The organism is Enterococcus timonensis, from assembly GCF_900104595.1.
GTDB classification, from domain to species: domain Bacteria; phylum Bacillota; class Bacilli; order Lactobacillales; family Enterococcaceae; genus Enterococcus_J; species Enterococcus_J timonensis.
In genome coordinates, this window is record NZ_FNVY01000004.1 from 280,445 (window position 1) to 294,899 (window position 14,455).

At 38.8% G+C, this 14,455-nt stretch carries 17 protein-coding genes; all 17 read left to right on the forward strand.

The features are described 5' to 3' along the window. Positions 1-100 precede the first annotated feature (100 nt). Positions 101-895: a YutD family protein gene (locus BQ5341_RS05860; protein ID WP_071131105.1), complete on the forward strand. Its 795-nt coding sequence runs from the start codon at positions 101-103 to the stop codon at positions 893-895. Positions 896-898: 3 nt separating this feature from the next. Then, positions 899-1,672 carry a TIGR01457 family HAD-type hydrolase gene (locus tag BQ5341_RS05865; protein ID WP_071131886.1) on the forward strand — a complete coding sequence of 258 codons (774 nt, stop codon included), beginning with the start codon at positions 899-901 and terminating at the stop codon, positions 1,670-1,672. After that, positions 1,665-2,297 carry a TIGR01906 family membrane protein gene (locus BQ5341_RS05870; protein ID WP_071131106.1) on the forward strand — a complete coding sequence of 211 codons (633 nt, stop codon included), beginning with the start codon at positions 1,665-1,667 and terminating at the stop codon, positions 2,295-2,297. Before BQ5341_RS05865 ends, BQ5341_RS05870 begins: the two co-directional genes overlap by 8 nt. A 65-nt stretch (positions 2,298-2,362) precedes the next feature. Next, a complete protein-coding gene (locus BQ5341_RS05875; RefSeq protein ID WP_071131107.1) occupies positions 2,363-2,638 on the forward strand; it encodes a (4Fe-4S)-binding protein in 276 nt (91 codons plus the stop codon). Next, positions 2,635-2,916, forward strand: a complete 282-nt coding sequence (locus tag BQ5341_RS05880) for a GNAT family N-acetyltransferase (protein WP_071131108.1) — start codon at positions 2,635-2,637, stop codon at positions 2,914-2,916. Before BQ5341_RS05875 ends, BQ5341_RS05880 begins: the two co-directional genes overlap by 4 nt. Positions 2,917-3,086: 170 nt before the next feature. Continuing rightward, on the forward strand, positions 3,087-3,326 hold the full coding sequence (gene secG / locus BQ5341_RS05885; protein ID WP_071131109.1) for a preprotein translocase subunit SecG: 240 nt from the start codon (positions 3,087-3,089) through the stop codon (positions 3,324-3,326). 63 nt (positions 3,327-3,389) lie between these two features. After that, positions 3,390-4,121, forward strand: a complete 732-nt coding sequence (locus tag BQ5341_RS05890) for an alpha/beta hydrolase (RefSeq protein ID WP_071131110.1) — start codon at positions 3,390-3,392, stop codon at positions 4,119-4,121. A gap of 48 nt (positions 4,122-4,169) precedes the next feature. After that, a complete protein-coding gene (gene rnr, locus BQ5341_RS05895) occupies positions 4,170-6,533 on the forward strand; it encodes a ribonuclease R (RefSeq protein ID WP_071131111.1) in 2,364 nt (787 codons plus the stop codon). Between the two features lie 9 nt (positions 6,534-6,542). Further along, positions 6,543-7,007 (forward strand): SsrA-binding protein SmpB, encoded by a 465-nt coding sequence (gene smpB, locus BQ5341_RS05900; protein WP_071131112.1) that lies wholly within the window; start codon positions 6,543-6,545, stop codon positions 7,005-7,007. A gap of 637 nt (positions 7,008-7,644) precedes the next feature. Beyond that, positions 7,645-8,367, forward strand: coding sequence for a F0F1 ATP synthase subunit A (gene atpB, locus BQ5341_RS05905; protein WP_071131113.1), 723 nt, complete (start codon positions 7,645-7,647; stop codon positions 8,365-8,367). A 66-nt stretch (positions 8,368-8,433) separates the two neighbouring features. Next, positions 8,434-8,646, forward strand: coding sequence for a F0F1 ATP synthase subunit C (gene atpE / locus BQ5341_RS05910; protein WP_071131114.1), 213 nt, complete (start codon positions 8,434-8,436; stop codon positions 8,644-8,646). Between the two features lie 97 nt (positions 8,647-8,743). Then, positions 8,744-9,271, forward strand: coding sequence for a F0F1 ATP synthase subunit B (gene atpF, locus BQ5341_RS05915; RefSeq protein WP_071131115.1), 528 nt, complete (start codon positions 8,744-8,746; stop codon positions 9,269-9,271). Further along, positions 9,258-9,800 (forward strand): ATP synthase F1 subunit delta, encoded by a 543-nt coding sequence (gene atpH / locus BQ5341_RS05920; protein WP_071131116.1) that lies wholly within the window; start codon positions 9,258-9,260, stop codon positions 9,798-9,800. Before atpF ends, atpH begins: the two co-directional genes overlap by 14 nt. 30 nt (positions 9,801-9,830) lie before the next feature. Beyond that, complete coding sequence (gene atpA / locus BQ5341_RS05925; protein ID WP_071131117.1) at positions 9,831-11,387, forward strand: F0F1 ATP synthase subunit alpha; 1,557 nt, start codon at positions 9,831-9,833, stop codon at positions 11,385-11,387. 15 nt (positions 11,388-11,402) lie between these two features. After that, positions 11,403-12,341: a F0F1 ATP synthase subunit gamma gene (locus BQ5341_RS05930; RefSeq protein ID WP_071131118.1), complete on the forward strand. Its 939-nt coding sequence runs from the start codon at positions 11,403-11,405 to the stop codon at positions 12,339-12,341. Between the two features lie 18 nt (positions 12,342-12,359). Next, positions 12,360-13,766 (forward strand): F0F1 ATP synthase subunit beta, encoded by a 1,407-nt coding sequence (gene atpD, locus BQ5341_RS05935; RefSeq protein WP_071131119.1) that lies wholly within the window; start codon positions 12,360-12,362, stop codon positions 13,764-13,766. 13 nt (positions 13,767-13,779) lie between these two features. Further along, the gene (locus BQ5341_RS05940; RefSeq protein ID WP_071131120.1) at positions 13,780-14,202 is read left to right on the forward strand and encodes a F0F1 ATP synthase subunit epsilon; all 423 of its coding nucleotides are present in this window, start codon (positions 13,780-13,782) and stop codon (positions 14,200-14,202) included. Positions 14,203-14,455: the final 253 nt, after the last annotated feature.

Consider the following 14,455-nt stretch of genomic DNA (forward strand, 5'->3'; position numbering starts at 1 on the left):
CAGCTCAAAGAGCAATCTTTTTGCTGGATTTTTTTCTGTCTATTCAAAGAACTAAAAAATGTTATAATAAACTCAACTGTCATGTTAGGAAGTGAAAAATATGAAACAAGAGAAAACAAAAGAAACCCAAACGAAACCAAAAAAAGAAATAAAAACGACTGTCAAAAAAGAAACAAATACTAAATCAGCTGAGTTGGATCAAGAATTGACCCAAGCACTGCAAGAAGTGTTGGAGCCAGAAGAAAAAACGCCGCAAAAAGGTGCGCACGTGACGTTGTTGCCAGATGGACAATTATTAATTGATGAAAAACCATATGCCCTTATTTCAGATTATCGCAAAGGGTTTGATGCAGAATATTTAGGCTTGCGTTTTAGTGAAGTGCTGAGTCGCTATGATTACATTGTGGGAGATTGGGGTCACGATCAACTGCGGCTGAAGGGATTTTTTGATAACGAAAATAAACGGGCATTTCCCGATCAAAAAATTGTTACTTTGCAAGATTATCTTTACGAATATTGTAATTTTGGTTGCCGTTATTTTGTGATTGAAAAAATGAACAAGAAAAAAGATAAGGCGCCGCATCATAAAACGAAGAAAAAAAATCCGGCACCTACCGCTTTTATTGCTGAAAAAGTGCAGCCGGTCAAAAAAGTGCAACCAGTAATTCATCGGCAAGTGAAAAATACGCCTGAAAAAGAAGTACCTGAAATAAAAACGCGTCGCCATGAAGCACGAATCGAACAGCGAGCTGAAAAGCCAACGGAAAAACGATTTGAAAAACGCAATGAAAAACCAATCAAAAAGACTTTTGAAAAACCAAGTGAAAAGCGCAGCGAACCAACCGAAAAACCAACTGTCACTACCGGGTTTACTATTCGCAAACGGGAGGACTAATTGGTGAAATATCTTGGTTATTTAATTGATTTAGATGGAACAATTTATTTAGGAAAAGAAAAAATTCCTGCCGGGCAACGTTTTATTTCTCGTCTCCAAGCAGCAGGTTTGCCGTTTTTATTTTTAACCAACAACACAACGAAAACGCCCGCGACAGTGCAGCAGCGTCTAGCTGATGAATTTGATATTCATGTAGATGAAAAAACTATTTACACGGCGAGTTTGGCCACGGTGGATTATTTAATAGAAGATAATGGTGGGAAAAACGTTTTTGTCGTCGGTGAAGCTGGACTAAAATCCGCCATCACTTCTGCCGGATTTCATTTGGTGGATTCGGATGCCGATTACGTGGTGGTTGCTCTAGACAACCATTTGACCTATGAACAAATTGTCTTAGCCACATTAAATATCCAAGCCGGCGCAAAATTTATTGGCACCAATCCAGATAAAAATATTCCGACTGAGCGAGGGTTATTGCCAGGAGCCGGAAGTGTTATTGCTTTTGTTGAAGCCTCCACGCAAGTAACGCCGGTGATTATCGGCAAACCCGAAGAAATTATTATGGAAAAAGCTTTGCATCATCTGGGATTGCCTAAAGAGGAAGTTTTAATGGTAGGCGATAATTATTCCACCGATATTCAAGGCGGATTGGACTTTGGGATGGATACTTTACTAGTAACTACGGGCTTCACACCGCCAGAGGCTGTGGCAAATTTACCAATAGCGCCTAATTATGTTTTGGCTAGCTTAGATGAGTGGAGCTTAGAAAATGAATAAAGTATGGCAACGAGCGCTGGGATATTTTGCAATGTTTCTGACGATTTTAACGGCGGTAATTACTGTAACAATTAATTTTCGTCCGTTGTATCGTTTCGATATTGATTATTTGAATATTACGGAGATCACTGGTTTTTCAAAAGAAATTTTATTGAAAAATTTTGCGATACTGATGCGTTATTTGAACTTCCCGTGGATAAAAAATCTCAGCACGCCTGATTTTCCTATGTCAGAATCTGGCGCCTTTCATTTCTATGAGGTCAAACAATTATTTACTTTAAATTATGTTTTGCTTTTGATTTTAATAATTCCAGCCGTTTATTTTTTGATTCGGATGTTTAAAACGGGCCAAAACTGGCGGCTACACGGCGTTTTTAAAATTGCGGCAATTGTGCCGGTTGCCTTTGGTGCTTTGATGGCATTAGGTTTTGATCAATTTTTTGTTAGCTTTCATCAAGTGTTTTTTAACAATGATGATTGGCTCTTTGATCCAGCGACGGATCCGATTATTATGGCTTTGCCGGAAGAATTTTTTATGCATTGTTTTATTTTAGCATTTGTCTTACTGGAAGTTATTTTCATCGTGGGTCTGATTGTTACCCGAACAAAGAAAAAAGCTAAGTAAAAATAATGGAAATCCCTTTCAGTTACTGTTAAAATACTGATAGAGAAAAAGAAGGAGGAGAAAAGATGGACGGAAAAGTAATCGGTGAGAAACCCGTGAATGAAGAAGAATTGCTAGCTCAAGGTTATCGCAAGTATTCCGGAAAAGATGTCGATATTTACTACAGTGCAGCGATTTGTGCACATGTGGGTAATTGCGTCCGCGGGCAAGCCGAAGTATTTCAAGTAGGCCGCAAGCCATGGATCATTCCTGACAATGCGAGTGCCGATACAAATATTCAAGTGATTAACACGTGTCCGACTGGCGCGTTAAAATATATTGTAAAGAAGGGTAAGTCATGAAATTTAATTATGCAGAAGAAAAAAACCGCTACGCAGTAAAAAATGAAGCTGGCGAAGAAATCGGTGAAATTACTTGGTCTAATGCTGGTGAAGATGTGATGATTGTGGATCATACTTATGTAAATCCTGATTATCGCGGGAACAAAATTGCCCAACAATTAGTTTTTCAGGCCGCTGAAGTTGCCAGACGTGATGACAAAAAAATCATTCCATTATGTCCATTTGCTAAAAAAGAATTTGAAACGAAACCCGAATATCAAGATGTTTGGCGCCGTTAAAAATTTCTTCATGTCAGACTGTAAAAAATATTTTTAATTTCATTGATTAGATTACGTCAAAGCTGAAAAGTTTTGGCGTAATCTTTTTTGATTTTTCGATAATTTCTTTTCATTTTCTTGAAACTATGCTATCTTTAATGAGTGAAGATTCAAGGATTGGAGGGTCATCGTTGTATAATTTTTTATTAGGCGTCGTCATTGTTTTGTCGGTGCTAATCGTGATTGGCATTATGATGCAACCAAGCAAACAAAATAGCGCTGCGTCTGCATTTACTGGCGGAGCAGATAATTTATTTGGCCGACAAAAAGCGCGGGGCTTTGAAGCCTTTATGCAAAAAGCGACAGCATATCTAGGCGCTGCTTGGCTCATTTTATTATTGTTGCTTGCCTATTTATCTTCTGTCAATTGAATAATGCTAAAGCCGTGACAATTCTGTCCGGCTTTTTCTTTTCATTTTACTTAGGAGGAATTTATGCAAAAACCAAAAGAAATTTATGAATATCATAGTCACACCGGGGTCTTGTTGCTGCATGCTTACTCTGGTTCTAGTAACGATGTCCGTCAGTTGGCTAGAAAGCTCGGTCGGGAAAATTTTACCGTCTATGCGCCAATTTTTTCAGGTCACGGCACCGATCGACCAGAAGATATTTTAAATAGTGGACCCGAAAATTGGGAAAAAGAAGCTCAAGAAGCACTGAGTTTTTTGAAAAAAGCAGGTTGCACCAAAATTTTCATTTTTGGTTTATCTATGGGGGGCCTATTTGCGACGCGTCTACTGGAAACAAGAGATATGACTGTCGCTGGTGGCGGTATTTTTTCTAGCCCTATTTATCCTTTGAAAAAAAATAACGTGGCCGAAAGTTTTATTATTTATGCAGGCAACCTTTTGAAAGATGATCCTGAAAAAGACGCGCGTTTAGCAGAAATTTCTCAAGGAGTGAGTCGCCAACTTGTCGAAATTGAAAATATAAGTCTAACGGCTTTTGAGAATTTGTCTAAAATCACAGAACCCTTTTTTATTGGGCAAGCCGGCCTTGATGAGATGATTCCGGCTAAAGATATTTTACAAACGGTGACGACTCTGACTGAAAATAATTGCGAACTCACTTTTCACTGGTACGCTAAAAGCACGCACGTCTTAACAGTCGGCCCGCAACGGAAAGTTTTTGAGAGTGATGTATTGTCGTTTATTGAAAACAATTAAAAATTTAAAAATTTAAGAATTCAAGAAATTAAGAAAAGAGGTGGATAAATGAATCCATTAAAATCCAAAATCATTACTGTTTTACAATCTTCAGATCATGCTTTATCCATGGCTGAACTTGCCGAAAGCTTACAATTAGGCGCGGCAGGAGATTTTAAAACACTAGTAAAAACAATTAGCCAAATGGAAAAAGAAGGCGCCGTTATTTTTTCCAAAAAAGGCCTTATAAAATTACCCCAAGAAAATGTGGAGCTAACAGGTGTCTTGCGGTTAAACGATCGCGGTTTCGGTTTTGTAAATTATGATCCTGAAGAAGAGGACGTTTATATTGCTAACGATCAAGTGGGAGCGGCTTTAGATAATGATATCGTCGCCTTTGATATTCTTCATCCAGCCAATCCTTTTACCCAAAAAGGACCGGAAGGAAAAATTACCCGTGTCATTGAGCATCAACTGACGCAAATCACTGGTGAATTTGTACCTTATGATAAAGAAACGGCGACAGAGTCCGGCTATTTAGGCTATCTTTTACCGAAAGAAATTAAATTGCAAAATTATAAAATCGATCTTTTAGACAATGGTCTTCACCCAGCACCGGGAAGTATTGTTGTGGCTAGTATTAAAGATTATCCTGACGAAAAGAAACGATTTACAGCGAGTGTCATTACTATTTTAGGTCATAAAAATGATCCGGGAATGGATATTTTATCGCTGGTCGTTTCTTTAGGTATGGAGACTAAATTTTCTAAAGAAGTGCTAGACGAAGCTCAAGAAGTTCCAGAAACAATTTCTGAAAGTGAATTTGCTTCTCGAGTGGATAAAACACACGAACAACTAGTAACCATCGATGGCGCTGATGCCAAAGATTTAGATGATGCGGTCACTGTCCACAAATTAGAAAATGGGAATTTCTTTTTAGGCGTGCATATTGCCGACGTGAGCCATTACGTAACAGAAGGGACGGCGTTAAACGAAACAGCTTTAGCGCGAGGAACGTCCGTTTATTTAGCTGACCGAGTGATTCCTATGTTGCCACAACGTTTATCAAACGATATTTGTTCGCTAAATCCAGGCGTACCCCGTTTGACTTTGAGTTGTGAAATGGAAATTACCCCCAATGGTAAAGTCGTCCAACACAAAATTTTCAAAAGTGTCATAAAAACAACCGCCCGCATGACCTATCAAGCGGTGAATGAAATTTTAGAAGACAATAATGAAGAAACGATTGCTCAATATCAAGACCTTGTTCCTATGTTTAATGAAATGTCTGAACTTCATGAAATTTTACAAAAAATGCGCAGTCAACGGGGCGCAATTAATTTTGAAGACCGTGAAGCGAAGATGATTATTGATGATAAAGGAAAAGTTACCGATATTGTTTTACGTGAGCGTGGGGTTGGCGAAAAAATGATTGAGTCCTTTATGTTGGCCGCCAACGAAACAGTAGCCGCTCATTTTAAAAAATTAGATGTACCGTTTATTTATCGAATTCATGAAGCGCCTAAAGAAGAAAAAATGGAGAAATTCTTTGAATTTGTCACCGTCTTTGGCTTAAAAATTCATGGCACGAAAAATAATATTACGGCCACTGATTTGCAAGATATTTTAGCTAAAGTGCAAGGAAAACCAGAAGCTGCGGTGATTTCTACGATGTTGCTGCGGAGTATGCAACAAGCCAAATATACTACCGAACCTGTCGGACACTTTGGGTTGGGTGCTGAGGACTATACGCATTTTACTAGTCCCATTAGACGTTACCCAGACTTGATGGTCCATCGTTTGATTCATTATTATGCAGAAAATTCGACGCCAGCTAAAACAGCTATTTATGAGCAAACATTGCCAGATATTGCCCAACACGCTTCACAAATGGAACGCAAAGCAGTGGATGCTGAGCGGATGGTAGATGCCATGAAGAAAGCCGAATATCTACAAGATCATCTGGGAGAAATTTTTGAAGGCGTGATTAGCTCCGTTACGAAATTTGGCCTCTTCATCGAACTAGACAATACAATTGAAGGACTCGTCCATGTTAATAGTTTGCATGATGATTTTTATCACTTCTTAGAAGGAAAAATGGCTTTAGTCGGCGAACGAACGGGTGTAATGTATCAACTTGGCGAAAAAATCCGCATTAAAGTTGAAAAAAGTGACCCAGTGACCCGTCAAATTGATTTTAGTTTAGTAGATCGCAAAAAAGGAAATAAAGCCAATCGACCAGAAAAAGCTGGCGGCAAAAATAAAAAAAATCAACACCGATCCAAAGATCAACATAAAAATAGTAATAGTTCTAATAAAAAATCGTCTTCTAATAGTAGAAATAGTTCCAATAGCAAAAATAATTCTCCATCTAAAAACAAAAAGAAAAATAACAAAGCACCTTTTTACAAGGGAGCTAAGAAAAAGAAGTAGGTGTATGCAATGCCAAAAGGAGCAGGTAAACTTTTAGCTCAAAACAAAAAAGCTTATCACGACTACACAATCATCGAAACGGTGGAAGCAGGCATGGTTTTAGTAGGCACAGAAATAAAATCCATCCGCCAAGCCAAAATAAATTTAAAAGACGGCTATGTAAAAATTCAAAATGGAGAAGCTTTTTTGTGGAATGTCCATATTAGCCCTTACGAACAAGGAAATATTTTCAATCACGATCCTTTGCGGAGCCGAAAACTTTTGCTCCATAAAAAACAAATCAAAAAATTTACCGGTGAATTGAAAACTCCCGGCACCACTTTGATTCCTTTAAAAGTTTATTTAAAAGACGGCTATGCCAAAGTCCTTATTGGTTTAGCGAAAGGTAAAAAACAATACGATAAACGCGAAGACCTTAAACGAAAAGAACAAAAACGCGAAATCGACCGCACATTAAAGCAAAGAAACAGATAGAAAAAGGTTGGGTGGTTAAGCACTGTAAGAAAATAGAAAAATGGTGAATGACAGCAAAGCTGGCAGCAGACATTTTATCTTTTTCTCTAAGTGCTACCCCAATTCACAAGGCAATAAATAAAAAAATACTAGATGACTGCAAAACAAATTGTCAGCATGTCATCTTTTTTTCTAACGAAAATGCATAATTTGAACGTAAATCACGTTATGTTGTCATATTTGTGCCAAATGAATTGGTGAATAATTTGGACAGGTGCTGTTTTTTGTCGCAATAATTTTTTTCGATTCCCCTTTCAAAATGATAATCAGTTAAAATTTTTCTCATTTTTACAACATTAATTCCCATATTTTACTCATCAAACGATTGATTATTCACTTTACTTTGCCTTTTTAAAAAAGTCTGATAGCATATACCTAGAGCGTAAAGATTGATAAGGCAAGGTGTTTTCATGTGTTTTCAAAAGAACAAAATTATTTTTTGAACCGGCACTCATTATTGTTGTTTCATTTTCTTTTAAGAAAGCAATTATGAAAATTCTTTGAAATTTTCTTGGGGTGGTGGTACTATAATGTGCATTGAGTTGCTGAAGAAATTCAGCGCTTGGTCAAGGTAGCCTAGAAAAGAGGTGAAGGAGATTTGGAAGAAAAATCTTTGGTGTTTAAGCTTGGACCAATTTGGTTTGACGGAACCGTTTGTCTAATGATTTTCTTGACGTGTTTGTTCGTGTTCTTGTTGGTATATGGATTTAGCCGGCATCTTAGCATGAAGCCCAAAGGAAAACAAAACGCCATTGAATACTTAATTGATTTTGTACGGGGCATATTGAGTGATAATTTACCAAAAAGTGAAATAGGCAACGTGCATTTATTCGCCTTTACCTTATTTTTATTTATCTTTACTGCCAACACGATTGGTTTGATGACAAAAGTTGTCTTACCAGGAGAAGTTACACTTTGGAAATCACCCACTGCCGATCCAATGGTGACCTTAACGTTGTCCATGACAGTTATTTTATTAAGTAATTTCTTTGGATTGAAACGCTTTGGAGCAAAAGGTTATTTTATCAATAGTTTCATTAAACCCGTCAGCTTTTTATTCCCTATTAAAATAATGGAGGAATTTACCAACGTATTAACACTTGGTTTACGGTTGTACGGAAATATTTATGCTGGAGAAGTGCTACTGACTTTGGTGGCCCAACTGGCGATGCAATTTCCACCATTCGGCTTTATTTTTGCGCTACCTTTAGAAATGATTTGGATAGGTTTTTCCATTTTCATCGGTGCCATTCAAGCCTACATTTTTACCACCTTGTCCAGTGTGTACATCGGACACAAATTGGAAGTTACCGAAAGTTAATTTCTATTGAATAACGTTTATCCATGATTTGCAAAATAAAAAACATTTTCTAGGAGGAAATTTTACATGAATTACATCGCAGCATCTATCGCCGTTTTTGGTTCAGCCATCGCGGCCGCATATGGTAACGGAAAAGTTATTTCCAAAACTTTGGAGTCTATGACTCGTCAACCAGAATTAGCTGGTCAATTAAGATCCACCATGTTCATCGGAGCAGGTATGATTGAAGCCGTGCCAATTTTAGGAATCGTTGTTGCCTTACTACTCGTTTTACAATAAGCATTTGCTAAAGAGAGCAGGGGTCACTCCTGCTTTCTTTTACTTGTGCAGAAATTTTTAGCGCGTAATTTTTTTACGTCAGAAAGGAGTAGGGACAATGTTTACTTTTTTAAAATTAGGAGAAGCAGGTCCTTCCACCACTTTAGGCACCATTATTTTTGTGCTCTTAGCCTTTTCTATTTTGATGTATCTCATCAAAATTTTTGCTTGGAAACCACTGATTGCCATGATGGAGAAACGGGAAAATAAAATTGCCAATGATTTAGATTCAGCTGAAATCGCGCGGACTTCTGCGCAAAAATTGGAACAGGAACGTCAAGCTGCTTTGCAAAATTCTCGTTCTGAAGCCATGAATATTGTCAATACCGCCAAAACGTCCGGCGAACAAAGTCGTCAAAACATTTTGCAAGAAGCACGAGCTGATGCCGAAAAAATCAAAGAGAAAACGACAGCTGATTTAACTCGCGAAAAAGAACAAACGATGCGAGATATGCAAAAAGATGTCGCTAATATTTCTTTAGAGATTGCCGGCAAAATTTTAAATCAAGAATTAAGTAGTGCCAATCACACCGCTTTAATTGATGATTTTATTGCTCAGTTAGGAACTGACCATGAAACTCGATAAATATATGGTAGGTCGTAGATACGGAAAAGCGTTGTTTGAAGTTGCTGAAGAAAAACAATTGCTTCCGGTGGTCTATGCAGATTTGCGCGAAGTTCGTAAGATTTTTGTTGAACTTGACGATTTAGGAAATATTTTAACTGATGCTCGATTAGAACCGAATGAAAAAGATCATATTTTTGATGCGTTAATTCCACATTTTCAAGGAATCGTTGAAGATTTCTTAAAAGTTGTTTATGAATATAAACGGATGGATGACGTGGTCTTAATGATTGAAGAGTTCGAACGGCGTTATGATGAGTATCGCGGTATTTTATATGGAACAGTGAAAAGTGTTGTCCCATTAACGGATGAACAATTAGCACAACTTCAAGTAAAACTCGCCCCGGTGACGCATTCCAAAGAAGTGAAACTCACCAATCAAATTGATTCATCAATTTTAGGCGGTGTCGTGGTGGAAGCCAGCGGTCGCGTATTAGATGGAAGCTTAAAAACAAAATTAGAAAAAATGAAATTATCATTATTAGACTAAGATTTATGGAAACTAAAAGAGGTGAAAGATTTGGCCATCAAAGCAGAAGAAATTAGTGCATTGATCAAGCAACAAATTGAAAACTATAAGAGCCAACTTTCCGTTGATGAAGTGGGTACAGTTACTTATGTCGGTGACGGAATCGCCCGCGCTCACGGTTTAGAAAATGCGATGAGTGGTGAATTGTTGGAATTTCCAAACGGTTCATACGGCATGGCACAAAATTTAGAAACAAACGATGTTGGGATTATCATTTTAGGTAATTTCGATAACATTCGTGAAGGCGATAAAGTAAAACGGACTGGTCGAATTATGGAAGTACCAGTTGGCGAAAGTTTAATTGGACGCGTGGTAAATCCTCTTGGGATGCCCGTTGATGGTTTAGGCGAAATTAAAACGACGAAAACTCGTCCAGTCGAAGCTATGGCTCCTGGCGTTATGCAAAGAAAATCCGTTAAAGAACCACTTCAAACGGGACTAAAAGCAATCGATGCTTTAGTGCCAATTGGTCGTGGCCAACGGGAATTAATTATTGGCGACCGGAAAACCGGTAAAACTTCGATTGCTATTGATACAATTTTGAATCAAAAAGACGAAAATATGATTTGTATTTATGTCGCTATTGGTCAAAAAGAATCCACTGTTCGCTCGCAAGTAGAAACTTTGCGGAAATTTGGCGCCATGGATTATACCATTGTTGTGACTGCTTCGGCCTCACAACCAGCACCATTATTATATATCGCACCTTACGCTGGAACAGCAATGGGTGAAGAATTCATGTATAACGGCAAACATGTTTTAATTGTTTTTGATGATTTATCAAAACAAGCCGTGGCTTATCGTGAAATATCTTTGCTTTTGCGTCGTCCGCCAGGTCGTGAAGCTTACCCAGGGGATGTTTTCTATTTGCACTCTCGTTTATTAGAACGGGCTGCAAAATTATCCGATGAATTGGGCGGTGGCTCCATGACGGCCTTACCATTTGTGGAAACACAAGCCGGGGATATTTCCGCTTATATTCCAACGAACGTTATTTCCATTACTGATGGACAAATTTTCTTGGAATCAGATTTATTTTATGCTGGGATTCGTCCTTCCATTGATGCCGGACTTTCCGTATCACGGGTTGGTGGTTCAGCACAAATTAAAGCGATGAAAAAAGTAGCTGGGACATTGCGTTTGGATTTAGCTTCTTATCGTGAACTAGAAGCGTTCACCCAATTTGGTTCTGATTTAGATGCCGCAACCCAAGCTAAATTAAATCGTGGGAAAAGAACAGTGGAGATTCTGAAACAAAAACTTCACTCACCAATTCCTGTTGCAAAACAAGTGTTGATTTTATTTGCCTTAACACGGGGATTTTTAGATTCTATTCCTGTTGACGATATTTTAACTTTTGAAAGTCAATTGTTTGGTTTCTTTGATGATAACCATGCCGATTTACTGAATGAAATTAAAACGACTGGCGACTTGCCTGCTGAAGAAAAATTATCAGCTGCGATTAATGAATACAAACAAATGTATTCCGCTGGTAAAAAAACACAGATGTCTACTAGCGAAACAGTTCAAACAATCGAAAAAGCTTAGAAGGGGGACATTGTTATGGCCGGTTCATTAATTGAAATTAAACGGCGGATTGCTTCCACCAAAAAAACAAGTCAAATTACCCACGCCATGCAAATGGTGTCTGGTTCTAAATTAACCCGTTCTGAAGCTGCTTCGAAAAATTTTCAAGAGTATGCCGGAAAAATTCGCTCAGTGGTCACTCATTTAGTTGCTAGCCAACTTCAAGAGATGAACGCCGAAGAAGAAGAAGATCCAGAAAATCCACCGCTTTTTCATCGAAAAAAAGAGGAGTCACCATATCATGATATGCTGACGGATCGTCCCGTGAAAAAAACGGGCTATATTATAATCACTTCAGATAAGGGTTTGGTTGGTGGCTACAATTCGGCGGTCATTAAACAGACGCTACAAATGATTGAACAAGACCATCAAAGCCCCGATGATTATGTTTTAATGTGTATTGGCGGAGTTGGAGCTGACTTTTTTAAAGGTCGAGGTTTCCAACTAGCATATGAACTGCGAGGGCTGACTGATTTCCCTTCATTTGATGAAGTGCGAAAAATTGTCACCACCGCTACAAAAATGTATTCTACACAAATTTTTGATGAGTTATATGTTTGTTACAATCACCACATCAATTCATTAACAAGTCAATATCGGGTTGAAAAAATGTTACCCATTTCTGATCTGGATCCAGCTGAAGCAAAAACGTATGAGCAAGAATATATTTTGGAACCATCGAAAGATGCGATTTTAGATATTTTATTGCCTCAATACGCTGAAAGCCTGATTTTCGGGGCGATTGTGGATGCCAAAACGGCAGAACATGCAGCTGGGATGACGGCTATGAAGAGCGCTACTGATAATGCTAAAAACATTATTAACGGCTTGACTATTACCTATAACCGCGCTCGTCAAGCTGCCATTACTCAAGAAATTACAGAGATCGTCGGCGGTGCCGAAGCGCTCGAGTAGAAATAGGAGGAAACAAGGATGAGTACAGGGAAGATCATTCAGGTCATCGGACCCGTCGTGGATGTAGAGTTTCCACTAGATCAATCATTACCCGATATTAATAATGCCTTAATTGTTTATAAAAAAGATGAACACAAATCAAAAGTTGTTTTAGAAGTTGCTTTGGAACTAGGGGACGGCATGGTCCGGACAATTGCCATGGATTCAACAGATGGCTTGCAACGTGGCATGGAAGTATTAGACACTGGAAATCCGATTATGGTGCCAGTTGGTGAAAAAACTTTAGGACGGGTATTTAACGTTTTAGGTGAAGCTATCGACTTGCAAGAAGATTTTCCAGAAGATGCGAAACGTTCATCTATTCATAGACAAGCGCCAACTTTTGACGAATTATCTACAAGTACAGAAATTTTAGAAACCGGGATTAAAGTTATCGACTTACTTGCTCCTTACCTTAAAGGTGGGAAAGTTGGTTTGTTTGGTGGTGCCGGTGTTGGTAAAACTGTTTTAATTCAAGAATTAATTCACAATATTGCTCAAGAACACGGTGGACTTTCAGTGTTTACCGGTGTTGGTGAACGAACTCGTGAAGGGAACGACCTTTATTTTGAAATGAAAGAGTCTGGCGTAATCGAGAAAACGGCCATGGTCTTTGGACAAATGAATGAGCCGCCAGGTGCCCGGATGCGGGTGGCCTTAACTGGTTTAACTTTGGCTGAATATTTCCGTGATGAAGCTGGTCAAGATGTGTTACTCTTTATCGATAACATTTTCCGTTTTACTCAAGCAGGTTCTGAAGTGTCGGCTTTACTTGGTCGGATGCCATCTGCTGTTGGGTATCAACCAACGTTAGCTACTGAAATGGGCCAATTGCAAGAACGGATTACTTCTACTAAAAAGGGTTCCGTTACTTCGATTCAAGCCATTTATGTACCAGCCGATGACTATACTGACCCGGCACCAGCGACAGCTTTCGCCCATTTGGATGCTACAACCAACTTGGAACGACGCCTAACTGAAATGGGGATTTATCCAGCTGTTGATCCATTGGCTTCTTCTTCAAGTGCTTTAACGCCAGAAATTGTTGGGGAAGAACATTATGAAGTAGCCATGGAAGTCCAACGCGTATTACAACGTTACCGTGAATTGCAAGATATTATTGCTATTTTAGGGATGGACGAATTGTCTGACCAAGAAAAAATCTTAGTGGCTCGCGCCCGCCGTATTCAATTTTTCTTATCACAAAACTTTAACGTGGCTGAACAGTTTACTGGTTTGCCAGGTTCATATGTGCCGGTAAAAGAAACTGTCCGCGGTTTTAAAGAAATTTTAGCTGGTAAATATGATGATTTGCCTGAAGAAGCATTTCGTGCGGTTGGACCAATCGAAGATGTAGTGGAAAAAGCAAAACGGCTTGCCCAATAAGGAGGGAAAAAATATGGCTGAACTCATTAAAGTGAATGTCGTAACTCCTGATGGCATCGTGTATGATCACCATGCACGCATTGTCGTAGCGAAAACGTTAAATGGCGAGCTAGGTATTTTGCCAAAGCATGCGCCAATTATTGTCCCTCTGGAAATTGATGAAGTACGGGTGAAACGCAGCGATGCCGATACCCATGTGGACTGGATCGCCGTTAACGGTGGTATTTTAGAAGTCCGCGATAATGTGGTTTCGATTATTGCCGACTCTGCCGAACGGGAACGCGATATTGATGTTTCCCGGGCGGAACGAGCACGGAAAAGAGCAGAGCGATTAATTGAAAAAGCCAAAGAAACTCAAGATGCCGATCAATTAAAACGCGCAACAGTAGCCCTACACCGCGCAATTAATCGAATAAACGTCTCCAAACATCTATAGAACAAGGTTGTGTTTTGAACGGTTAATGGCGTAGAAAATTAGGAAAATGGTGTATGACTGCAAAACAGTCAGAAAGCATTTTGTCTATTTTCTACGCCATTGTTCAAAACACACCGTCTACTAAGGTTGTGTTTCAGTCGGTTTGCATCGTAAGAAAATAGAAAAATCGTTACGAATGTTTCATTCGGAAAAGATTTTATCTTTTTCTCTAGGTGCAGACTGCAATACACCGTCTATCAAGCTCGTCCACATC